This window comes from Actinoplanes sp. CA-051413, from assembly GCF_050955795.1.
In the GTDB taxonomy this organism is placed as follows: Bacteria; Actinomycetota; Actinomycetes; order Mycobacteriales; family Micromonosporaceae; genus Actinoplanes.
The window spans coordinates 3,816,119-3,836,637 of sequence record NZ_CP192100.1 but is presented as its reverse complement, the minus strand read 5'-3'; the positions used below and the strand labels follow the sequence as shown (position 1 = coordinate 3,836,637).

Below are 20,519 nucleotides of genomic sequence, written 5' to 3'. Positions count from 1 at the left end.
TGGCGGGCGCGCTGCCCAGCGGCTGGGTGGGCATGGCGTGCCCAGGCAGGGCTGGGCCCGGCTGACGGTGTCCGGACCCCGGTCCACGAACGCAGCATGGGAGCCGTTCCCCAGCCGGGGACTTCATCGAAAGGTCAGCCTGAGGAGGCTCCCATGCCCTACCCCACCACCGGACCCGCGACCTGGTTCGTCACCGGCGCCTCCCACGGCCTCGGCCGCGAGCTGGTCGGGCAGCTGCTGGAGCGCGGGGCCAACGTCGCCGCGACCACCCGCTCCCCCGAACGCCTGACCGCGGACCTGGCCGCCGCCGACACGTCCCGGCTGCTGGTCCTGCCCGTCGACCTGGCCGACGAGAAGGAGGTCACGGCCGCCGTGGCCGCGACGGTTGACCGCTTCGGCGGGATCGACGTCGTGGTCAACAACGCCGGCTACGGCCTGCTCGGCGCCGTCGAGGAGGTCTCCGACGCCGAGGCCCGGGAGCTGTTCGACGTGCAGCTGTTCGGGGCGTGGAACGTGCTGCGGGCCGTCCTGCCCGGCATGCGCGCACGCCGCAGCGGCCACATCATCAACATCTCGTCGATCCTCGGACTGACCGCCTTCCCCGGCTGGGGCCTGTACTGCGCGGCCAAGTACGCCCTGGAGGGCCTGACCGGCTCACTGGCGGCTGAGGTCGCGGACTTCGGCATCCGGGTCAACCTGGTCGAGCCCGGATACATGCGCACCGACTTCCTGCGTACCGGAAGCCTGCACCTGCCGGAACGGACCGCCGACGGCTACGACGCGGTCCGCGGGATGACCGACACCCACCTGGCGATGCCCGGCACCCAGCTCGGCGACCCGGCCCGCGCGGCCACCGCGATCATCACCGTCGCCGAGTCCGGCACCGCGCCGCTGCACCAGATCCTCGGCTCGGACTCCTACGCCCTGGCCACGACCCGCATCGAAAGCTTGACCGCCGACATCGAGGCCGGCCGGGCGCTCGCCACCACCACCGACATCGCCGAGGCCGTCTGAGGCGACGACGGCGTCGCTGTCATCCCGCAGGCCGGCGCGGTCGTCGGCGCCAGCGAGGCGGTCCGCTTCGCCGCCGGCCGCCGCGCAGGCCGGCGTTCCACACCCGCCCGGGTGTCCGCGCCGTGCCGGTCGGCATCGGCCCGGGCCGGATCGCGCCGTAGTCGCCTGGTCGAGGACTGAACGGAGCTCGCGGTCGCCGCGGGAAGCCCCCGCGGCGACCGGCGGCTGTTCTCACCCCTCGGCGAGAGCCGCTTCCAGGAGGCGTTCGTAGGTCGCCCGGGACGGCAGGTGGGTGAGCAGGTGCCGGACGTTGCGGTCGGTGTACCGCACGTCCTCCACATCGCGCACTTCGAGTGCCAGCTCGATCTGGCCCCACACGTAGTTCTGCAAGCCGATCGCCGTGCCGCTGAACGCGTCCAGGCTCAGCGGTGGCAGGCACCCGGCCCGCGCCCGATAACCCTCGGTCAGGGCGCGGGCTCCCGCGGCGTTGATGCCACCACCGGGGTTCACCGCCCAGGAAACCAGCACCGCGGCCAGTTCCCAGGCCGGTGGCAGCCCGTTGGCGTGTTCCCATCCGGTGAGGATCAGCCGGCCGTCCGCCCCGGCCCGTATGTTGCCCGGGCTCACATTGTGGTGGCACAGCACCGCTTCGGTGGGTGCGGCCCGGTTGCCGACCGACTCGAGCTCGACCAGCGTCGGCACGGCCGCGGCCAGGACGGGCGCCCAGCCGGCCCCCTTGGCGGCGGCCACCTCCGCAAGTTCAGGCCAGCCGGAGGAGGCGAACCTTACGGAGCTCCACGGGCAGGTGCCGTCCACCGGAATCCGGAGCCCGTGCAGGGTGGCGAGCATGTCCCCGACTGCGCGGGTGACGGTCGCGCTGACCGGGGCGGCCAACGGCGGCCCGGACGGCAGCCACTCGTACATCCGCCACTGACTGCCGTCGATGACCTCGACCACGGCGCCGGAGGTGCTGCGGACCGGTGCCGGCAGCGCCACCCCGGCCCGAGCTGCGGCCTCCTGGAACCGGGCGTTGTCCTCGCCGTCGGACACGGGATACACGTCGTCCACAGTGCGCGGAGCCCAGCGGCCGCGGTCTGTCTGCAGCAGCCAGCGCCGTCCCATCTCGTCCGGGCGGGACATGGACCGCATTTCCCCGACGACGTCACCGAGACCGAAGCGGGTGGCGAGCTGCCGGGCCAGGGCCGGATCGGCGACGTCGGCACGGCCCCGCCGGCGGTCGACCTCAGCCTTGAGGTCGGTCCAGGTGCGGAAACCGTACTGCTCGGCGAGTGACGCCTGCGCTTCGGCGAGTGTCGCTTCGGGCCGGATGTCGCGCAGGCCGGCGAGCAGATCCTTCGCCTGCCGGCGCAGGTGGTCGAGATTGGGGTTGTCGGGCAGCGTCTTCATGGTGCACCTCGCTCAACGCCCGGACTCGCACGGGCGGACAGAGCGTCGGTGACCGTCGCCCAGCCTGACATCACACGGGGTGGCTTCGAGCCTTCCGGCGAGTCGCGGCGCGTACCCGGCGCGCGGATCGAGGCTAACGGAAAGTACCGCGTCAGTGTCAACCCCGCGCCTGCAGGAATCCGCTGTGGTCTTTAAGGCTCTCTTATGAAAGTGCGGGCTACGGTCCTGTGATCAACAGTCCGATGAGCCGATCGAGGTAAGTCATGTTGCCAGTCATGGTCGCCGACATGGACGCCGGACGGCGCCCGCGGCAAGGGCGGTCGATCGACCTGCTGGGCGGGCGCAAGCTGGAGTACGTACGGCTCGGCCACGCCATCGTCCTGGGTCTCTCCGGCGGCTGCCAGGTGCTGATCGAGACCGTCACCCAGCTGCACGGGCCGGGCGGCCGGGTCGATGTGGAGCCGGGCGAGAACCCCTCGGACATCCTCGCGACCCTGCTCGGGGACGTGATCCGGACGGCATGCATCCGCGAGACCGGCGAACTGCAGATCACGTTCCGCAGCGGCGCGCTGTTGCTGATCGGGGTCGACGCGGACTTCGAGTCGTGGGCCGTCGCCGGTCCGGACGGGCTGCTGATCGTGTGCTTGGCGCGGGGCGAGCTGGCCGTGTGGGGCGACGCGTCGGGGCGGACCGGCGTACCCGGGGGTCAGCTGTCGTGGGCGACCGACGAGGCCCGCTCTTGAGCTGGGTCTGCCGCTTCAGCACGCCGTAAGACAAGGACCTGACCGACGTCGTCGGAGAGCTCACCACCCGGGGCGAGGACTTCCGCACCCGGTGGGCGGTCCGCGACGTACACGCGCACTGCGCCGGATCAAGCAGATCCGCCACCCCGTCGCCGACGACCTAGATCTGCATGGCGGATCCCGGCCTGACCATGACCGCCTTGAGTGCACCGGCCGGTTCGGCCGACGACAATGCTCCGGTTGTGATGACCGACCGCACCACCTCTAAAGCGTCCTAGGATCCTGGGCTCAATAGGGATCCGCCGCGGTCAGGATTACGTCGAGGCCGCGGTCGAACAGCTCAATTATGCCGCTGATACGCGTACAGCTGGAGAGTGACCGGACCACCGCGCGGAAGGTGCTGGAGCTGCACCAGGCCGACAAGGTCCATCGCCCGTCGCGGGAGGCCGCCCTGGCCCAGGTGTGGCGACGTGGCCGTACGCCGGCCGGCGAGCCGATCTTCGTCGGCGTCTCGAACGGCGAGCCTGTCCGGCTGCTCTACGACGTGGAGGTCTACCCCGAGACGGCGTAGCGGCCATCACGCAGCGGTAGGCCCCGTTCGATATGTATCGATGAGCATCACTACGTCGCTACGGTTTGTCCGGGCAACCGCCCGCCGTCCCACTCCTCCGGCACAGACAGGACGACCGCATGCGTACCCTCGCCCGGACACTCCTCACCGCTGCCACCGTCGCCGCCGCCGGCCTGCCCATGCCGGCCGCTGCGATCGCTGGGCCCTCCCCCGAGCCGCCGCCCGTCACCCAGGTGGTCAACGGGCGCCCCGCCACCGAGAACTACTCGTTCATGGTCTACGTCTCCGGCTGCACCGGTTCGCTCATCAAGGGCAACTGGGCTGTCACGGCCAAGCACTGTCCCACCCCCGCCTCGGTCCGCGTCGGCAGCGTCGATCGCAGCAGTGGCGGCACGGTGGTCTCCGTCCGGCGGGCGGTGAACCACCCTCGGATCGACATCAAGCTGCTCGAGTTGACCTCATCCGTGTCCTACGCACCTGCACCTATCCCGACCGCGTCCGGTGCCGTCGGCACGGCGACCCGGATCATCGGCTGGGGCCAGACCTGCCCGACCCGGGGATGCGGGTCGACGCCGCGCGTCGCCAACGAGCTCGACACCTCGATCGTGTCGGACAGCCGCTGCGCCGGCATCGACGCGGCGTTCGAGATCTGCACCAACAACACCAACGGCAACGCCGGCGCCTGCTACGGGGACTCCGGCGGGCCGCAGGTGCGTTCGGTCAGCGGACGCTGGGCGTTGATCGGGGTGACCAGCCGCGCTGGTAACAACAGCTCCACGTGCGCGACGGCGCCTTCCATCTATGGGGATCTGCCGTCGGTGCGCAGCTGGGTCGACCAGCAGGTGGGTGGGCTGCCGGCCTGACCGCTCCTGAGCGGGTCGGCTTGACCCACTGCCAAGGTCGGCCTGACCGCCCCCGGGTCAGGCCGACCTTGGCCACCCCTGAACAGACCAGCTTGACCACCCCCGAGCGGGCCGGCGACTCGTCGCGCCGGCCCCTCATCCGCACCTCAACCTGATGCGGCGAACCTCCACATGAGGTGACAAGCCGAAGTCAGCTCGCCGGCGTCTCAGCCGTCGCAATCAGAGTGGCGCGCCTGAGGATGTGACCGGCCCTGTTGAAGCCAAGGAAAGGCCGGCGTCGCACAGCGAAGGGCGAGAGGCGACTACGCCAAGGGCTAGCACGCGAACGGCAACCAGACGACAGACGACCAGGCGACGGCGACCAGGCCGACGGTGACTAGGACGTCCGGCGGGCGAGCAGGGTCGAGTCCGCGATCTCGACCGTGACACCGTCGCGGACAGCGGTGCGGGGGCGTTGCTCCACCACCAGCGCCTCGAAACCCTCCGGCAGGGCCGGCAGCAGTTCCTCGGCGACGAACATCGCCTTGCGGTGGCTGGCCGACAGCTGCGTGAACACCTCGGACGGCGCGTGGCCGACCACGAGCAGATGCCCGCCGGGCGCGACAGCACCGGCCAGCCGGCGGGTCACCTCCACCATCCCGCCGTCCGGCGGGTGCAGGAAGTGGCTGGTGACCAGGTCGAAGGTCCGGCCCTCGGCCGCGAACGCCCGCGCGTCGACCTGCCAGAAGTCGACGCTGTCAGCCACCCCGGCCTGCTCGGCGTGCCGGGCGGCGCGGGCCAGGCCGTTGGCCGAGAAGTCCGCGCCGGTGACCTTCCAGCCCTGCTGGGCCAGCCAGATCACGTCGCCGCCCTCGCCGCAGCCGACGTCGAGCGCGGTGCCCGGCGTCAGACTGGTCACCTCGGCGACGAGTTGCGGATTGGGCTGCCCGCTCCAGACCTTCTCCGGGCCGGAGTAGCGCTCGTCCCAGCTCGGCGGCTCGAACATGGCCGTCGCCTCGGCCTCGGACTGATGCCCGTGTCCGTGCCCGCTCATCGGGTCACACCCCGGCCCGTCGCGGCGATCCGGCCGTACAAGTTGTTGATGTCCATGCTCATCAGCGTGCGCACCGGTCCTCGCAATGACAAGTTCCGTTGCCGGAACGGCAAACGGGCGGATGCCGGCCATCCGCGTTCGCGGCATGATCGGGGCATGGGTTCACCTTTGCACAACCGCGACGTGGACTGGGACCGATGGCCGGTCACCGACTACCTGGACGAGATCTACCGGGACGTGGCGCACGACGACGACGCAGTGCTCGTACACCACTCGGCCTTCTACCGGCGCTTCCCGCCCGGGCACTTCGCGCGGTCGCTGGAGCTTGGAGCGGGTCCTAACCTCTACCCCCTCATGCTGACCTCCGCCGTAAGCCGGGACATCGAGGCGGTGGAGCCCAGCGCGGCCAGTGTGGCGTACCTGGAGAAGCAGCTCCGCGACGGCCCGGAGGAGAGCTGGCAGCGCTTCTACCGCCGGTGCCGGGAGCTGCAGCCCGAGCTGCCGCCCACCCTGAGCGAGGCGCTCGCGCGGGTGCGCGTACGGCGGGGTGGCACCGGCGATCTGTCGCCGGACACCTACGATCTGGCCTCCATGCACTTCGTCGCGGAGAGCGCCACCGAGGTCGCCGACGAGTTCCGCGACCTGTGCCTGGCCTTCGCCGGGTCGGTCCGCCCGGGCGGGTGGCTCGTGGCCGCGTTCATGGAGAACATGGGCCGCTACCAGATCGGCAGCGGGCCGCACTGGCCCGGCTATCCCGTGGATCCGGAGATCGTCCGCGCCGTGTTCGCGCCCGTGACCACGGACCTGGTGGTCGAGCGGATCGACTCGGCCGCGACCAGCGACGGCTACGAGACCACCGGGATGGTGCTGCTCACCGCCCGCCGTGTGGGGCACTGACCCGGGCCAAAAGCTCCTGCAGCATCAGCCCGCGGCGCACGTCCAGGTCGTGCGGCACGCCGGAGCGTACGGCGGCAGCGAACTCGGCCCGCAGCACCGGCCAGCACTCCTGGTGGTCGACCGCGCCGAAGTCCAGCGTCAGCTCCCCGGCCGGTCCGTACAGGTCGATCCCCGCTTGCGAGGACGGCAGCCCGACGGCGCCGGACAGCGACAGCTGGCTGATCGCGCCGCCGCGGTGCGCGCAGGTCAGCTCGATCCAGCGGCGGCTGTCGCCGTAGGCGCGCAGTTCCTCGATCGGGCCGAGGGCGGCGTCGGCCAGGTCGAGCAGGTGGGGGCCGAGGTCGTACAGGGCGCCGCGGGTCAGCCGCCAGCCGGTGGCCATCGCTCCGCCGAGGAACGCACCGTGCAGGTAACGTGCTCTTGCTCCGGCGGAGGTGAACGTCGCCGCCGCGGCGAGGAATGCTCGCGTGCTGTGGTGGTAGCGCTTGGTGAGCACGAGTTGGGTGACCACGCCGCACTCCGCGACGGTGTCGGCCAGTGCGCGGGCCGCGTCCAGGTCGAGCGCCAGGGGCTTCTCCAACAGCAGGGCCTTACCGGCCCGGGCGGCGCGGGGTGCGAATTCGGCCTGCGCATCCGGCGGTACGGCGAAAGCGACAGCCTCGCACCGATCGAGCAGTTCCTCGTACGAGGTGGCGGCGTGCGCGCCCAGCCGGGCGGCGAGGTGTGCGGTGGCCTCCGGGCGGCGCGACCAGACGGCGGCCAGGTGGGTCTCGGGGCCGGCGGCGAGCACCGGCCCGTGCATCGTGGCTGCCCAGGGTCCGGCGCCGACCAGGCCCACTTCGACCGGCTGGGCGTACTCGTCGCGTTCCATATCGGAGCATTATCGGCCAGAAGTGGCCAGATCGGCGGGCACCATGCGGGCGAGTTCGGCGTCGACGGCGGCCGGGGCGTAGACCTGATCGACGACCATCGCGTACCCGCCGGCCACCGCCGACTGGGCACCCAGCCGGCTCGTGGTCACCTCCAGGTGGCGGGTCGAGCGCGGCAGCGCGCTCTGGTAGAGCACCTCACGCACGCCGGTGACGAAGTGGATGTCCGCCAGGTCACCGGCGATCACCAGCACCGCCGGATTGAGCATGCAGACCACCGTGGACAGCACCTCGCCGACCAGCTTGCCCGCCGTACGGGCCAGCTGCACGGCCTCGACGTGTCCGGAGCGGATGCGCTCGACCAGCTCGGCGCCCGACGATGTGGGCGTGCCCTCGGCGGTGAGCCGCTGGGCCAGCGCCAGCCCGCTGGCCACCGCGGCCAGGCAGCCGTAGAGGCCGCACTCGCAGCGGGCCTCGGGATGGTCGTGCAGCCGGATGTGGCCGATGTCGCCGGCGCCGCCGTCGATCCCGCGGTAGACCTGCCCGTCGATGACCACGCCGGCGCCGACACCAGTGGCCACCTTCACCAGCACCAGCGCCGGGCAGCCGGGGTAGTGGACCGTCTGCTCGCCCAGCGCCATGAGGTTCGCGTCGTTGTCGACAAAGACCGGGCGGTTCCAGGTACGGCGTAAGCGGTCGGCGATCGGGTAGCCGTCCCAGCCCGGCATGATCGGCGGCTGGGTGACCACGCCGGCGTCGAACTCGACCGGGCCGGGGACGCCGACGCCGATGCCCCGTACCCGATCGCGGTCCCACCCGGCCCGGGCCAGCACCCGGCGGAACGCGCCGTCGACCCAGCCCAGCACCGATTCCGGCCCGCGGCCGATCTTGATCGGCTCGTGCTCCTCGGCCAGCGGCTGCCCGCCCAGGTCCACCACCGCGGCCCGGGCGTGGTTGCCGCCGAGGTCGGCCACCAGCACCACGCCGTGCCCGGTGTCGACCTCGAGCAGCTCGGCCGGGCGCCCGCCGGTCGACCCCTCCACCCCGGAGGCGCGCAGGTAGCCGGTCGCGCGCAGCAGGTCGAGGCGCTGGGTGATGGTCGACCGGGCCAGGCCCGTGTAGCTCTGCAGTTCACCTCGGGTGCGGGCACGTCCGGTGCGCACCAGCCACAGCAGGTGCCCGGCCGAGTTCTGGTTGCCCGGGAGGCGCTTCACGGCAGAAAGGGTCACGGTGAGTAGCGTAAACACCACGACTGCCAGGGGCGATTGCGCCGCACTATTGCCCGGCGGCGAGACATAAGTAGGACAGTGATCGGCTGGAAGATTGTGCGTTCCGCCACGAATGGCCCGACCGATAGGGTGAAATGTCGGAGTGCCGCAGACAGTGCAGTTCACCTCCCCGCAGTGCGTCGAGGTGGTCGACCAGCCCACCGCGAAGCTCGGCCCCGGCCAGGTACGCGTGCATACCAGCTTCTCCGGCATCTCGGCCGGCACGGAGCTGACCGCCTACCGTGGCACCAACCCGTACCTCAACAGGTCCTGGGACCCGGACCTGCGGTTGTTCGTCGACGACACCAGCGGCCTCAGCTATCCGGTCGCCGGGCTGGGCTACTCCGAGGTGGGCGAGGTCGTCGAGGTCGCCCCGGACGTCGCCGGCGACCCGGGCATCCCGGCGGTCGGCGAGCAGGTGTGGGGCATCTGGGGGCACCGCGCCGAGGCTGTCCTGCCCGCGGAGAAGCTGCGCGGCTGCACGGTCCCCGACGGTCTCGACCCGATCGCGGCGACGTTCGCCCGGGTCGGTGCCGTGGCGCTCAACGCCGTCCTGGCCGCGGACGTACACCTCGGCGAGACGGTCGCCGTCTTCGGCCAGGGTGTGCTGGGACTGCTCACCACCCGGCTCGTGCGGCTCTCCGGTGGTTCGGTCGTGGCGGTCGACGCGGTGCCGGGCCGCCTCGAGAAGGCCCTGGAGTACGGCGCCGACGCCATCGTCGACGTCCGCGACGGCACGGTGGGGCCGCAGATGCGCCAGCTCACCGACGGCCGCGGCGCCGACGTGGCGATCGAGATCAGCGGCTCGTACCCGGCGCTGCACGAGGCGATCCGCGCGGTGGCGGTCAACGGCCGGGTGGTCGCCGCGGGCTTCTACCAGGGCGAGGGCGTCGGGCTGCGGCTCGGCGACGAGTTCCACCACAACCGCGTACGGCTGATCTGCTCGCAGATCGGTGGGGTCCCACCGGACGTCGCGGGGCGCTGGGATCAGGTTCGCCTGAACCGCACGTTCCTCAGGTTGGCCGTCGAGGGCCAGATCGACCCGGCCGGGCTCGTCACCCATGTCATTCCGGTGGAAGAGGCGGCGGCCGCGTACCGCATGCTCGACCGCCGTCCCCATGAGGCACTCCAGGTGGTGTTGAAGTTCCCGTGATCAAGCTTTCCTGCCAGGAGCAGTTGCTGCCCGGCCAGACGCTGCAAGAGAAGTTCGAGTTCGCCCGGCGCGCCGGTTACGACGCCATCGAGTTGCGCGGTCACGGCGGCTTCGCGTTCCGCGACCGGCTGCCCGAGTTGCGCCGGGCGGCCGGCGACGGGGTGCCCATGCCGTCGGTGTGCGTCGACATGCGGCACTTCTTCGGCGCCTTCGACCCGGACCTGCGCCGCGACGCCGTCGCCCAGCTCAAGTCGCAGCTGTCGGTGATCGCCGAGGTGGGCGGCCCCGGCGCGGTGGCCTGCACGCCGGCCTCCTGGGGCATGTTCTCCCGGCGGCTGCCCCCGTTCGAGCCGCCGCGCAGCGAGGAGGAGGACCGGGCGGTGCTGCTCGAAGGCCTGACCGAGCTGGGTGAGCACGCCGCCCGCGAGGGTGCGACGCTCGTCCTGGAGCCGCTCAACCGCTACGAGGACCACATGGTCAACCGGCTGGAGCAGGCGGTCGAGCTGGTCGGCGCGGTGGGTCTGCCGGCGCTGAAGGTGCTGGCCGACACGTACCACATGAACATCGAGGAGGACGAGCCCACGTCGGCGCTCGTCAAGGCGGCCGCAATGCTGGGCCACGTACAGGTCAGCGACTCCAACCGCTTCCAGCCCGGTGCCGGTCACCTCGACTGGGCGGCGCTGCTGGGCACCCTCGACGCGATCGGCTACGACGGGTACCTGGCCCTGGAATGCCGGCTGCGCGGCGAACCGGCCGCCGCCGTCGCCGCCGTGCCGGGCTTCCTGCGGCGCCACGACGTCAGCGGGCCGGCGTGATCGACGACCTGGACCGGGGCGCCCGGCGGGTGCTGGCCGCGAACTGGCGGCAGTGCGCCACCGTGCCGGCCGCGGCGCTCTATCCGCACCAGTGGAGCTGGGACTCGGCGTTCATCGCGATCGGGCTGCGCCACCTCTCCCCCGCCCGGGCCCAGCGGGAGCTGGAGTCGCTGTTCGGCGCGCAGTGGCGTGACGGACGCGTGCCGCACATCGTGTTCGACCCGCACGTCAGCGCCGACGCCTACTTTCCGGGTCCCGCGTTCTGGCGTTCCGGGGCGGTGCCTGGCGCGCCGGGCGTACCGACGTCCGGCATCGTCCAGCCGCCCGCGCACGCTCTGGCCGCCTGGTCGACCTTCCTCGCGGACCCCGCGACTGCGCGCGCCCGCGGCTTCCTGCCCCGGATCTATCCGCGGCTGGTCCAGTGGCACCGCTACCTGTCGACCCGTCGCGATCTGAGCGGCGACGGCCTGATGTCGGTCGTGCATCCGTGGGAGTCCGGCATGGACAACAGCCCGGCCTGGGACCTCCCGCTGTCGCGGGTGATTCCGGTGCCGACGACCGAGTTCACCCGGCGCGACCTCAACCACGGTGTCGCCGCGGAACGGCCCACCGACGACGACTACGGCCGCTACGTCCGGCTCGCGCGGGACTACCGGGACGCCGGTTACACCGATTCGTTGCAGGTGCACGGCTTCGCGGTCGAGGATCCGCTGTGCAACGCCCTGCTGGCCGCCGGCGAGCACGCGCTCGCGTCGATGGCGGCGGAACTCGGCCACGACCCGGAGCCACACCTGGCCGCGGCCGCCCGCTTGACCGACGCCCTGGTGTCCACTCTGTACGATCCGGCCGCCGGGATGTTCTTCCCTCGTGACGCGCACACCGGCCACCTCATCCCGACCTACTCCGTAGGTGGCCTGGCCCCGCTCATCGTGCCGGGCATGCCGGTCGCCGCCGAGCTTGTGAAGACCGCGCTGAGTGAGCGGTTCCGGCTGCACGAGGCCTGCCCGCTGCCGTCGTACGACCTCACCGCCGCCGACCACGACGCGAGCCGCTACTGGCGCGGGCCGGGATGGGTCAACACCAGCTGGCTGGTCTGGCACGGGCTGCGGCTGCACGGCGAAACGGCCCTGGCCGATGATCTGCGCCGGCGCCTGTTGGATCGGGTGCGCGTCGCCGGCTTCCGGGAGTACCTCGACCCACTGACCGGCGCGGGCCACGGCGCGAGCGACTTCAGCTGGACGGCGGCGCTGACCCTCGACCTCCTCCGGACGGCGTGAGCGGACACTCGGTGGTCGCGGGCACGACGTGTCTGCTCACCACCGCCGTCGGCGCGGACGTCACCGGCTCGGCGGTGGACGGCTTCTTCGTCGACGACTGCCGCCACCTGTCCCGACTGGTGCTGACCGTCCCTGGATCGGCGGTCGCGGAATCGCGCAGCCGGCGAGGCGGCGGCCCAGGACCCAACGGCCCGCCTGAGCGTCCCGCTGGGCTTGCCGGCGGCCCAGAAGCCGATGGCCCGCCCGGACGGCCCGCTGGGCCAGGCGGCGGACCTGGACGAGGCGGTCGCGCGCACGCCGGAGGCACGCCCTTACGTGCGCTGCGCACCGACGCCAGCTCGACGGTCTACGTGCCGGAGACGGCCCGCCATGAGGACCCGCCCTACGCGGTCACCCGGCGCCGGCAGGTGCGGCCCGGCCGCCTGGTGGAGTCGCTGGAAGTGACGAGCTTCCTCGGCACACCGCAGACCGTCGAGCTCGGCTACGAGCTGGCAGCCGACTTCGCCGACCAGTTCGAGCTGCGCTCGGCGCGCGCCTTCGACAAGTCCGACGCGCTCCGCCACGCCGATGCCACCGGGGATCGGCTCGTCTTCTCCTACGCCCGGCGTGGATTCGAGCGCACGACAACGATCCAAGCCTCGCCGACCGCCCAGCTGTCCACCAGCGGTCTGCAATGGACAGTCGTCGTACCACCGCTGGAGTCGGTGACACTGGAGATCACGGTGTCGGGCCAGGAGCAGGCCGGCACCGCAGGTTCACCTCCGGCACCTCAGGATGACCTTTCCCGCTGCGTACGGCAGGGTCTCGCCGACCTCGACGCCCTGCGCATGCCGGCACCCGGCGTGCCCGGGGCGGTCGTACCGGCCGCCGGCGCGCCCTGGTTCCTCACGGTCTTCGGCCGCGACAGCCTGCTCAGCTCGCTGTTCGCCCTCCACCACCGGCCGGAGCTGGCCGCCGGAACCTTGCGGGTGCTGGCCGCCACGCAGGGCCGCACGACGGACACCTCCCGCGTGGAAGAGCCGGGCAAGGTGATCCACGAGATGCGTCGGGGCGAGCTCGCCACCACCGGTGAGGTGCCGTACGCCCGCTACTACGGTTCGGTCGACGCGACGCCGCTGTTCCTCATGCTGCTGGCCGAGCACCACGAAGTCACCGGGGACGACCTGCCGGCCAAGGAACTCGAGGAAGCGGCGCGAGCCGCGGTGGGCTGGATGCTCGGTGCGGGCGGGCTGGCGACCGGCTACCTGCGGTACCGCACCGACCTGCCGGGCCTGGTGCACCACTGCTGGAAGGACTCCGCCGGCTCCATCGTCTTCCGGGACGGCACCCGGGCCGGCGGGCCGATCGCGGTGGCCGAAGCCCAGGGGTACGCCTACCGCGCGCTGCTGGGCTCGGCCCGGCTCGCGACAGACGTGTGGGGCGACCCCGCGTGGGCGGCAACTCTCACCGCGGCCGCGGCGGAGCTGCGCGACCGGTTCGCCCGCGACTTCCGGCTGCCGGACGGCTTCGTGGCGCTGGCCCTCGACGGGACGGGCGCGGCGGTCGATGCGGCGGCGTCGAACGCGGGCCACCTGCTGTGGTGCGGGCTGCTCGCCGACGACTGGGCCGCCACGGTGGCCGAGCGGCTGGCCGGCGACGACTTCTTCTCCGGCTGGGGCGTGCGGACCTTGGCCGCGGGACAGGCCCCGTACCACCCGATGTCGTATCACTGCGGCGGAGTGTGGCCGCATGACACGGCGATCGCGGTGGCCGGGCTGGTTGCGGCTGGTCGCCGTACCGATGCCGCGCGGATCGCCGACGGGCTGCTCGCCGCCGCGTCCTTCGGCGACGGCCGGTTGCCCGAGGTGATGACCGGCCTGACCCGCGAGCGGGGGCGCGGACCGGTGCCGTACCCGCATTCATGCTCGCCGCAGGCGTGGGCGGCCGCCGCTCCCCTCCTGCTGCTGTCGCTGTGAGCCGGCGCCCCGGGCTCAGGGCGCCGACGTGGCCAGATGCACGCGTTCGCCCTGGATGCCGATCAGGGTGAGCAGCTCGGCGGGGCTCTCATCGGCGCTCCCGATCCAGTGCGGTACGCCGGTGTCGAACTCGGCCGCCTCGCCCGGACCCAGCCGCAGACGCCGGTTGCCGAGCAGCAGGGTGACGTGCCCGTTCATCACATAGAGCCACTCGTAGCCCTCGTGGGTACGCGGCACCGGGTCGCCCCAGCGCGAAGCCGGCGGGTAGATCACCTTGAACGCCTGGATGCCGCCCGCCCGCCGGGTCAACGGCACGAACGTCATGCCGCGGTACGTCACCGGACGCAGGTGAATACGAGGATCACCGGTGTCCTTGGCGCCCACCAGCTCGTCCAGCGTCGTGCCGTAGGCACGAGCCAGCGGCAGCAGCTGCTCCAGCGTGGGGCGACGCTTGCCCGTTTCAAGCCGGGACAAGGTGCTCGGCGTCAGGCCGGTCTCCTGCGCCACGTCGATCAGCTTGGCCCCGCGCGCCCGGCGGAGCTCCCGGAGCCGCCCCGCCACGCCCGCCAGCACGTCCTGCTCCACCTCGTCCATCACCGCAGCTTGCCATTTGGCAACGGGCTTTGCACGTGGTCGCCGGGCTGCGGATGCTCGACACCATCACCCGAACCGAGGAGGAGCTGCCATGGGTCAACCGCCCTGGACCCGCGATCTCCGGGTCCGCCTCGACGAGCTGCTCGATCAGCACCGCTGGTCCGCGCACGACAGCCTGAAGGGCATGAGCGAGGACGAGGCCCGCGCTTCCCTGGTCCCGTCCCGGACGACGCTGCTCGGGCTGGTCAAGCACCTGACGTACGTCGAGAGGTTCTATTTCGGGCACGTCCTGACCGGCCGGTCGCTCAAGGAGCTCGGGGTGGCCGCCACCCCGGGCCGTTCGTTCATCCTCCGGCCCGGGGACAGCGTCGAGTCCGTCCAGGCCGCGCACCGCACCGCCTGCGAGGAGTCCCGGGCTGCGGTACGAGGACTCGGCCTCGAGCATGTGGTGAGCGGCCGGAAAGTGCGGTCGATGTGGGCGCTGTACGTACAGGTGCTGCGGGAGCTCGCCCAGCATTGCGGTCACGCCGACATCTTGCGTGAGCAGCTCCTCGCGGCCAGGCCGCGCCGTGCCAGGACGCCGTGAGCCGGCAGGCGCACCCGGAAGCGCTGCTGGAGCAGCGGGCGCCCGGGAGGCGGTCAGAGAGCGCCCAGGACATGCTGGACCCCCGCGACGGCGGCACCGCGGGCCCAGTCGTTGAAGGTGAGCGTGGCGGTGGTGATGTCGAGGGCGCAGCGCTGGGTCTCGTCGGCGCCCGGGCGGAGCCGGTCGGCGACCACGTCGGCCAGCGCGGGGGACGCGGCGATCTCGGCGACGTCCTCCCCGGCGAGCACGATCCGGGTGGTCTGCAGCGCCCCGGCGAAGGTGGCGGCCAGGTGGCCGAGGGCCCGGGCGGAGCCGGTGAGCAGCCTGGTGGCGGTACGGTCGCCGGCGGTACGCGCCTGGACCAGCCCGTCGAAGGTCACGGGCCGGCCGGCCGCGGCCGAGGCGTGACGTTCGAGGTCCTCGCGGTTGAGGTAGGAGGCCACGCAGCCGGCGTGCCCGAGGGAACACCGGGGACCGCGGCCGGTGAGAGGCGCGTGGGCGAGCAGGTGGCCGTTGTCGATCAGCTCCTCCACGACGACACCCTCGCGGACGACGCCGAAGCCGAGGCCGGCGCCGACGGTGATCAGGCCGAAGGTGGAGTGGGTGCGGCCGGCCCCGAACCAGAGCTCCTCGCGGGCCAGCGCGGTGACATCGTTGGTGACGACCACCGGCAGGCCGGTCTCCGCCCGCAGCGGGGTGGCCAGGTCGGTGTCGCGCCAGCCGAGGAAGGTGCCCTCCCGGACGATCGACCGGTTCACGACGACGCCGCCGAGTGACACGGCGATGCCGTCCACCGACGGGACGCGGCGGGCCAGCCTCTGCGCCAGCCGCGCCACGGTCTTCACGGTTGCTGCGACGGGCACCGTACCGTCGCTCCGCCGGCGTGGCAGGGCCGCCTTCGCCGCCCAGCGGACCTCGCCGAACATGTCGCACACGACGCCGTAGGCCCGGTCGGCGGTGAGCTTGCAGCCCACGACGTGCCGGGCGCCGGGCACCGCGGACAGGATCTGGCGCGGACGCCCGACCGTGAACTCCGGCTCGACGTCCTGGGTGATCAGGCCGCCGTCGGTCAGCGAGCGGGCGAGGCGGGACATCGACGCGTACGACAGCTGGAGCCGGTCACCGAGGGCGGCGCGGGTCGTCGGCCCGTGCACGAGCAGGTGCCGGGTCACCGCCAGCTCGGCGGTGGAGAGGGGTGCCATGCATCAAGCGTAAATAGTGACCCTTGTCACATTGTAGCCGCGGCATTATTTTCAACCTGGCTGAAAGTAAATCCGACCGAGTGGCCCATGCCGCCGGGCGTCCCCGCGACGACGGGCGAAGGAGGATCCGATGGCCCTCAGCACCGCCACCCGGCCGGACCGGACCGGCACCCCACGCGCCCGTAAACGGGACGACACCCGCCTGGCGCTCATGTTCATCCTGCCCGCGCTGATCGGCTTCCTGGTCTTCATGGTCTGGCCGACCCTGCGCGGCATCTACCTGAGCTTCACCAAGTTCAATCTGCTCACCCCGCCGGAGTTCAACGGCGTCGACAACTACGTCCGGATGGCCCAGGACCCGGTGTTCTGGAACTCGATGCGGGTGACGATCTACTACGTCGTCATCAACATCGCCCTGCAGACGGCGGTGGCCCTGGTCATCGCCGTGATGATGCAGCGGCTCACCCGGCGGACCTGGCTGCGGGGCATCGTGCTGACGCCGTACCTGGTCTCCAACGTGGTGGCGGCGCTGGTCTTCCTCTGGATCCTCGATTACCAGCTGGGCATCGGCAACACGCTCATCGCCGCGATCGGGCTGGACCGGGTCGCGTTCCTGTCCTCCGACGCCCTGGTCATCCCGACCATCGCGCTGATCAACGTCTGGCGGCACGTCGGCTACACCGCCCTGCTGATCTTCGCGGGCCTGCAGACCATCCCGGAGACGATGTATGAGGCGGGCCGGATGGACGGCGCCAGCGAGCCCCGGATGTTCCGCAGCATCACCGTCCCGCTGCTGCGCCCGGTGCTGGCGCTGGTCCTGATCATCACGGTTGTCGGGTCGTTCCAGGTGTTCGACACCGTCGCCATCGCCACCCGCGGCGGACCGGTCGACTCGTCCCGGGTGCTGCAGTACTACATCTACGACGTCGCCTTCGGGCGCTTCCAGTTCGGGTACGCCTCCGCCATGTCAGTCGCACTGCTGCTGGTGCTCGTGATCATCACCTTCGTCCAGTACCGGGTCACCCGGGCCGACACCTCCGACCTGAACTGAGGAGCGAGCATGACCCTCGACACCGCTCCCCCGGCCACCACCATCGGACCGGCACCCGTATCCCCCACCGTCGAGCCCCCGGAGCCGAAGCGGTTCGGCGTCGGCCGCGCCCTCGCCTGGGCCTTCATGATCGTGGTCATCGCGGCCAGCCTGTTCCCCTTCTACTGGATGCTGCGCACCGCGCTGTCCAGCAACAACGCTCTCTACGCCGGCAGTGACAGCCTGCTTCCCGTGCAGCCGTCCTGGGGTGGCTTCGCCCGCGTCTTCGGCCTGCAGAGCGGCCAGGAGGCGATCGACGCCGGCGGCGCCGGGCAGCCCATCAACTTCTGGCGCTACCTGTTCAACTCCGTGGCGGTGTCCACATTGGTCACCGTCGGGCAGGTCTTCTTCTCGGCGATGGCCGCGTACGCCTTCGCCCGCCTGGAATGGAAGAACCGGGAGAAGTGGTTCGGCTTCTTCCTCGGCGGCCTGATGATCCCCACCATCTTCACGCTGCTGCCGAACTTCGTGCTCATCAAACAGCTCGGCCTGGTCGACACGCTGCTCGGCATCGCCCTGCCGAGCATGCTGATGACCCCGTTCGCGGTGTTCTTCCTGCGCCAGTTCTTCCTCGGCATCTCCAAGGAGGTGGAGGAGGCGGCGCTGATCGACGGCGCGTCCAAGGTGCGGGTGTTCTTCCGGCTCATCCTGCCGATGTCCACCGCACCGATCGCGACGCTGGCCATCCTCACCTACATCTCCGTCTGGAACGAGTACTTCTGGGCGCTGATGGTCAGCTACACCGACAAGTCCCGGGTGCTCACCGTGGCGCTCGGCGTGTTCAAGTCGCAGACCCCGCAGACCGGGCCGGACTGGGCGGGCCTGATGGCCGCCACCCTGGTCGCTGCGCTGCCGATGCTGCTGCTCTTCATGGTCTTCGCCAAACGGATCGTCAACTCCATCGGCTTCAGCGGGATCAAGTGATGTCACGTAGCTACCGGGCCACCGCGGCCGCCCTGACCCTGACCCTGCTGACCGCCTGCGGAGGTGCCGGCAGCGGCGGCACCACGGGCACGATCGAGTACTGGCTCTGGGACTCCGCCCAGCAACCCGGCTACCAGAAGTGCGCCGACGCGTTCCAGCAGCAGAATCCGGGCCTGCGCATCAACATCTCGCAGTACGGCTGGGACTCGTACTGGTCGAAGCTGACCGCCGGCTTCATCGCCGACGCCGCACCGGACGTCTTCACCGACCACCTGGCCAAGTTCGCCCAGTACGTCGACCTGGAGGTGCTGCGGCCGCTGGACGACCTGGCCCCGACCAGCGACATCCAGGACAGCGACTACCAGCCGGGCCTGGCCGAGCTGTGGAAGGGCAAGGACGGCAAGCGGTACGGCGCCCCGAAGGACTGGGACACGGTCGCGGTGTTCTACGACAAGGCGGCCCTGGACGCCGCCGGCGTGGACCCGGCCCAGTTGCAGGACCTGTCCTGGAATCCGCAGGACGGCGGCACCTTCGAGAAGCTCGTCGCGCACCTGACCATCGACGCCAAGGGCGTGCGCGGTGACGAGCCCGGCTTCGACAAGAACAACGTCAAGACCCACGGGCTGGCCTCCGAGGGAGCGGGCGGTGGGGGCTGGGGACAGACCCAGTGGTCGGCGTTCACCGCCAGCGCCGGCTGGCAGGTCACCGACACCAACCCCTGGGGCACCCGCTTCAACCTCGACCAGCCGGCGTTCCAGGACACCCTGCGGTGGTACTTCGGGCTGGCCGACAAGGGCTTCATGCCGACGTACGCCGAGATCGGCGGAAGCAACCCCATCAATACGGACAAGCAGCTCCAGTCCGGGATCGCCGCCCTGGGCATCAGCGGCTCATGGATGATCTCGACCTTCACCAAGCTCACCGACGCGGCCGGCAAGAAGCTCGAGATCGGTGTCGCCCCGACCCCGATCGGCCCGACGGGCAAACGCGCCTCGATGTTCAACGGTCTCGCTGACTCGGTCACCACGCTGTCGAAGCAACCGGAGAACGCGGCCAAGTGGGTGAAGTTCATGTCCGGCGAGCAGTGCCAGAACCTGATCGGTGAATCCGGCGTGGTGTTCCCGGCCCGGCCGGAAGCCACCGAGCTCGCCGTCGCCTACAACAAGAACGAACGCAAGCTCGACGTCACGGCGTTCACGGATCAGGTGAAGGACAAGACGACGTTCCTGTTCCCGGTGACCACCAACGCCGCGGACATCACCGCCCTGCTGCAACCGCGCCTCGACGCCGTCTACCTCGGCAGCAAACCGGTCAGCTCCCTCACCGAGCTCAACGACCAGCTCAACGATCTGTTCAAGGTCGCCCAATAGCGCCGGCCCGGGCGGCGCCGGGCCCCGTTTCCGCCCGGTGCCCGGCGTCGCGCATCCTGACCTCATGGAATCAAGCGATGACCTGGCGGTGTCCGTCACGGACGGGATCGGGCTGCTCGAACTGCGGCGGCCGCCGAACAACCATGTCGACGCCGAGCTGATCGGCCGGCTCGCCGATGCCGCCGGCGCACTGGACGAGGACGCCGGCTGCCGGGTGATCGTGCTGGCGGCCGAGGGCAAGAACTTCTGCGGGGGTGCCGATCTGGGTTCGGCGGAGTTCGCCGGGGACATGGTGGTCGCCGCCGAGGGCCTGTACCGGCGGGCGGCGCAGCTGTTCGAGGTACGTTCCCCGATCATCGCCGCGGTGCAGGGCACCGCGGTGGGCGGCGGCCTGGGACTGGCGTGTGCCGCGGACTTCCGGGTGGCGGAGCCGTCGACCCGGTTCGTCGCCAACTTCGCCCGGCTGGGTTTCCACCAGGGATTCGGGCTCAGCGTCACCCTGCCGGAACTGGTGGGCCGGCAACTGGCCACCGATCTGCTGCTGACCGCCCGCCGGGTGGGCGGCGAGGAGGCGGTCGCCATCGGGCTGGCCGATCGGCTGGCCGAGCCGGGCCGGGTGCGGGAGACGGCCCTGCAATGGGCGCGCTCGATCGCGGCGGCAGCGCCTCTGGCCGTACGGTCGATCCGCGCGACCCTGCGCGGTGACCTGCCGCAGCGGGTCCGCCGGGCCATGGAGCACGAACTGGCCGAGCAGGCCGCTCTGTGGCGGACCCGCGACAGCGCCGAGGGCATCGCCGCGAGCCTGCAGCGGCGTACGCCGGTGTTCCGGGGCGAGTAGGCATTGACTATTAACAATATGTGTACTTTATTAACAGTTACCCAGTGCAC

Annotated in this window: 21 protein-coding genes; 15 read left to right on the top strand and 6 right to left on the bottom strand. The window is 71.2% G+C overall.

Going from position 1 to position 20,519, the window contains the following annotated elements; all coding sequences use genetic code 11:
* Nucleotides 1–153 precede the first annotated feature (153 nt).
* Nucleotides 154–1,014, top strand: coding sequence for an SDR family NAD(P)-dependent oxidoreductase (locus ACQP2Y_RS17885; RefSeq protein WP_433729604.1), 861 nt, complete (start codon nt 154–156; stop codon nt 1,012–1,014).
* Nucleotides 1,015–1,245: 231 nt separating this feature from the next.
* Here the strand turns inward: ACQP2Y_RS17885 and ACQP2Y_RS17880 are convergent, their stop codons facing one another.
* Nucleotides 1,246–2,421, bottom strand: a complete 1,176-nt coding sequence (locus ACQP2Y_RS17880; protein WP_433729602.1) for a phosphotransferase — start codon at nt 2,419–2,421, stop codon at nt 1,246–1,248.
* A 275-nt stretch (nt 2,422–2,696) separates the two neighbouring features.
* Here ACQP2Y_RS17880 and ACQP2Y_RS17875 point away from each other — a divergent pair, with 275 nt between their 5' ends.
* The 4 genes from ACQP2Y_RS17875 (at nt 2,697) to ACQP2Y_RS17860 (ending at nt 4,598) form a co-directional block, all read left to right on the top strand.
* Nucleotides 2,697–3,164, top strand: a complete 468-nt coding sequence (locus ACQP2Y_RS17875) for a DUF6188 family protein (RefSeq protein WP_433729600.1) — start codon at nt 2,697–2,699, stop codon at nt 3,162–3,164.
* Nucleotides 3,165–3,202: 38 nt separating this feature from the next.
* Nucleotides 3,203–3,328, top strand: coding sequence for a hypothetical protein (locus ACQP2Y_RS17870; RefSeq protein WP_433731989.1), 126 nt, complete (start codon nt 3,203–3,205; stop codon nt 3,326–3,328).
* 182 nt (nt 3,329–3,510) lie between these two features.
* Nucleotides 3,511–3,735, top strand: a complete 225-nt coding sequence (locus tag ACQP2Y_RS17865; RefSeq protein ID WP_433729598.1) for a hypothetical protein — start codon at nt 3,511–3,513, stop codon at nt 3,733–3,735.
* 179 nt (nt 3,736–3,914) lie between these two features.
* Nucleotides 3,915–4,598 carry a S1 family peptidase gene (locus ACQP2Y_RS17860; protein WP_433731987.1) on the top strand — a complete coding sequence of 228 codons (684 nt, stop codon included), beginning with the start codon at nt 3,915–3,917 and terminating at the stop codon, nt 4,596–4,598.
* A 376-nt stretch (nt 4,599–4,974) separates the two neighbouring features.
* Here the strand turns inward: ACQP2Y_RS17860 and ACQP2Y_RS17855 are convergent, their stop codons facing one another.
* Complete coding sequence (locus tag ACQP2Y_RS17855; protein ID WP_433729596.1) at nt 4,975–5,631, bottom strand: class I SAM-dependent methyltransferase; 657 nt, start codon at nt 5,629–5,631, stop codon at nt 4,975–4,977.
* Nucleotides 5,632–5,787: 156 nt separating this feature from the next.
* Here ACQP2Y_RS17855 and ACQP2Y_RS17850 point away from each other — a divergent pair, with 156 nt between their 5' ends.
* Nucleotides 5,788–6,528, top strand: coding sequence for a hypothetical protein (locus ACQP2Y_RS17850; protein ID WP_433729594.1), 741 nt, complete (start codon nt 5,788–5,790; stop codon nt 6,526–6,528).
* On the opposite strand, the gene ACQP2Y_RS17845 is transcribed toward ACQP2Y_RS17850, so the two are convergent.
* Both ACQP2Y_RS17845 and ACQP2Y_RS17840 read right to left on the bottom strand, forming a co-directional pair.
* Nucleotides 6,503–7,399 (bottom strand): Gfo/Idh/MocA family protein, encoded by an 897-nt coding sequence (locus ACQP2Y_RS17845; RefSeq protein ID WP_433729592.1) that lies wholly within the window; start codon nt 7,397–7,399, stop codon nt 6,503–6,505. The two genes, ACQP2Y_RS17850 and ACQP2Y_RS17845, sit on opposite strands and share 26 nt — an antisense overlap.
* Before the next feature lie 9 nt (nt 7,400–7,408).
* The gene (locus tag ACQP2Y_RS17840) at nt 7,409–8,626 is read right to left on the bottom strand and encodes an ROK family protein (RefSeq protein WP_433729590.1); all 1,218 of its coding nucleotides are present in this window, start codon (nt 8,624–8,626) and stop codon (nt 7,409–7,411) included.
* Nucleotides 8,627–8,768: 142 nt separating this feature from the next.
* Between ACQP2Y_RS17840 and ACQP2Y_RS17835 the strand changes: the two genes are divergently transcribed.
* Genes ACQP2Y_RS17835 through ACQP2Y_RS17820 form a run of 4 tightly spaced genes read left to right on the top strand, consistent with a single transcriptional unit; the run spans nt 8,769 to nt 13,865 of the window.
* Nucleotides 8,769–9,818, top strand: coding sequence for a zinc-dependent alcohol dehydrogenase (locus ACQP2Y_RS17835; protein WP_433729588.1), 1,050 nt, complete (start codon nt 8,769–8,771; stop codon nt 9,816–9,818).
* The gene (locus tag ACQP2Y_RS17830; RefSeq protein ID WP_433729586.1) at nt 9,815–10,633 is read left to right on the top strand and encodes a TIM barrel protein; all 819 of its coding nucleotides are present in this window, start codon (nt 9,815–9,817) and stop codon (nt 10,631–10,633) included. Before ACQP2Y_RS17835 ends, ACQP2Y_RS17830 begins: the two co-directional genes overlap by 4 nt.
* Complete coding sequence (locus tag ACQP2Y_RS17825; protein ID WP_433729584.1) at nt 10,630–11,910, top strand: MGH1-like glycoside hydrolase domain-containing protein; 1,281 nt, start codon at nt 10,630–10,632, stop codon at nt 11,908–11,910. The genes ACQP2Y_RS17830 and ACQP2Y_RS17825 overlap by 4 nt, the downstream gene beginning before the upstream one ends.
* Nucleotides 11,907–13,865, top strand: coding sequence for a glycogen debranching N-terminal domain-containing protein (locus ACQP2Y_RS17820; protein ID WP_433729582.1), 1,959 nt, complete (start codon nt 11,907–11,909; stop codon nt 13,863–13,865). The genes ACQP2Y_RS17825 and ACQP2Y_RS17820 overlap by 4 nt, the downstream gene beginning before the upstream one ends.
* Nucleotides 13,866–13,880: 15 nt before the next feature.
* Here the strand turns inward: ACQP2Y_RS17820 and ACQP2Y_RS17815 are convergent, their stop codons facing one another.
* Complete coding sequence (locus ACQP2Y_RS17815) at nt 13,881–14,459, bottom strand: helix-turn-helix domain-containing protein (RefSeq protein WP_433729580.1); 579 nt, start codon at nt 14,457–14,459, stop codon at nt 13,881–13,883.
* A gap of 91 nt (nt 14,460–14,550) precedes the next feature.
* On the opposite strand from ACQP2Y_RS17815, the gene ACQP2Y_RS17810 reads away from it, so the two are divergent.
* Nucleotides 14,551–15,045 (top strand): DinB family protein, encoded by a 495-nt coding sequence (locus ACQP2Y_RS17810; protein ID WP_433729578.1) that lies wholly within the window; start codon nt 14,551–14,553, stop codon nt 15,043–15,045.
* Nucleotides 15,046–15,098: 53 nt separating this feature from the next.
* Here the strand turns inward: ACQP2Y_RS17810 and ACQP2Y_RS17805 are convergent, their stop codons facing one another.
* Entirely contained in the window at nt 15,099–16,247 is a 1,149-nt protein-coding gene (locus ACQP2Y_RS17805) for an ROK family transcriptional regulator (RefSeq protein ID WP_433729576.1), read from the bottom strand.
* Between the two features lie 130 nt (nt 16,248–16,377).
* Between ACQP2Y_RS17805 and ACQP2Y_RS17800 the strand changes: the two genes are divergently transcribed.
* The 4 genes from ACQP2Y_RS17800 (at nt 16,378) to ACQP2Y_RS17785 (ending at nt 20,469) form a co-directional block, all read left to right on the top strand.
* Nucleotides 16,378–17,298, top strand: coding sequence for a carbohydrate ABC transporter permease (locus ACQP2Y_RS17800; protein WP_433729574.1), 921 nt, complete (start codon nt 16,378–16,380; stop codon nt 17,296–17,298).
* A gap of 9 nt (nt 17,299–17,307) precedes the next feature.
* Nucleotides 17,308–18,261, top strand: coding sequence for a carbohydrate ABC transporter permease (locus ACQP2Y_RS17795; protein ID WP_433729572.1), 954 nt, complete (start codon nt 17,308–17,310; stop codon nt 18,259–18,261).
* Nucleotides 18,261–19,631: an ABC transporter substrate-binding protein gene (locus ACQP2Y_RS17790; protein WP_433729570.1), complete on the top strand. Its 1,371-nt coding sequence runs from the start codon at nt 18,261–18,263 to the stop codon at nt 19,629–19,631. The genes ACQP2Y_RS17795 and ACQP2Y_RS17790 overlap by 1 nt, the downstream gene beginning before the upstream one ends.
* Before the next feature lie 64 nt (nt 19,632–19,695).
* Entirely contained in the window at nt 19,696–20,469 is a 774-nt protein-coding gene (locus tag ACQP2Y_RS17785; RefSeq protein WP_433729568.1) for an enoyl-CoA hydratase/isomerase family protein, read from the top strand.
* Nucleotides 20,470–20,519: the final 50 nt, after the last annotated feature.

Coding starts and splice junctions, on each gene's coding strand:
- ACQP2Y_RS17885 (WP_433729604.1), top strand. CDS start 154: ATGCCCTACCCCACCACCGGACCCGCGACCTGGTTCGTCACCGGCGCC.
- ACQP2Y_RS17880 (WP_433729602.1), bottom strand. CDS start 2,421: ATGAAGACGCTGCCCGACAACCCCAATCTCGACCACCTGCGCCGGCAG.
- ACQP2Y_RS17875 (WP_433729600.1), top strand. CDS start 2,697: ATGGTCGCCGACATGGACGCCGGACGGCGCCCGCGGCAAGGGCGGTCG.
- ACQP2Y_RS17865 (WP_433729598.1), top strand. CDS start 3,511: ATGCCGCTGATACGCGTACAGCTGGAGAGTGACCGGACCACCGCGCGG.
- ACQP2Y_RS17860 (WP_433731987.1), top strand. CDS start 3,915: ATGCCGGCCGCTGCGATCGCTGGGCCCTCCCCCGAGCCGCCGCCCGTC.
- ACQP2Y_RS17855 (WP_433729596.1), bottom strand. CDS start 5,631: ATGAGCGGGCACGGACACGGGCATCAGTCCGAGGCCGAGGCGACGGCC.
- ACQP2Y_RS17850 (WP_433729594.1), top strand. CDS start 5,788: ATGGGTTCACCTTTGCACAACCGCGACGTGGACTGGGACCGATGGCCG.
- ACQP2Y_RS17845 (WP_433729592.1), bottom strand. CDS start 7,399: ATGGAACGCGACGAGTACGCCCAGCCGGTCGAAGTGGGCCTGGTCGGC.
- ACQP2Y_RS17815 (WP_433729580.1), bottom strand. CDS start 14,459: ATGGACGAGGTGGAGCAGGACGTGCTGGCGGGCGTGGCGGGGCGGCTC.
- ACQP2Y_RS17810 (WP_433729578.1), top strand. CDS start 14,551: ATGGGTCAACCGCCCTGGACCCGCGATCTCCGGGTCCGCCTCGACGAG.
- ACQP2Y_RS17805 (WP_433729576.1), bottom strand. CDS start 16,247: ATGGCACCCCTCTCCACCGCCGAGCTGGCGGTGACCCGGCACCTGCTC.
- ACQP2Y_RS17800 (WP_433729574.1), top strand. CDS start 16,378: ATGGCCCTCAGCACCGCCACCCGGCCGGACCGGACCGGCACCCCACGC.
- ACQP2Y_RS17795 (WP_433729572.1), top strand. CDS start 17,308: ATGACCCTCGACACCGCTCCCCCGGCCACCACCATCGGACCGGCACCC.
- ACQP2Y_RS17790 (WP_433729570.1), top strand. CDS start 18,261: ATGTCACGTAGCTACCGGGCCACCGCGGCCGCCCTGACCCTGACCCTG.
- ACQP2Y_RS17785 (WP_433729568.1), top strand. CDS start 19,696: ATGGAATCAAGCGATGACCTGGCGGTGTCCGTCACGGACGGGATCGGG.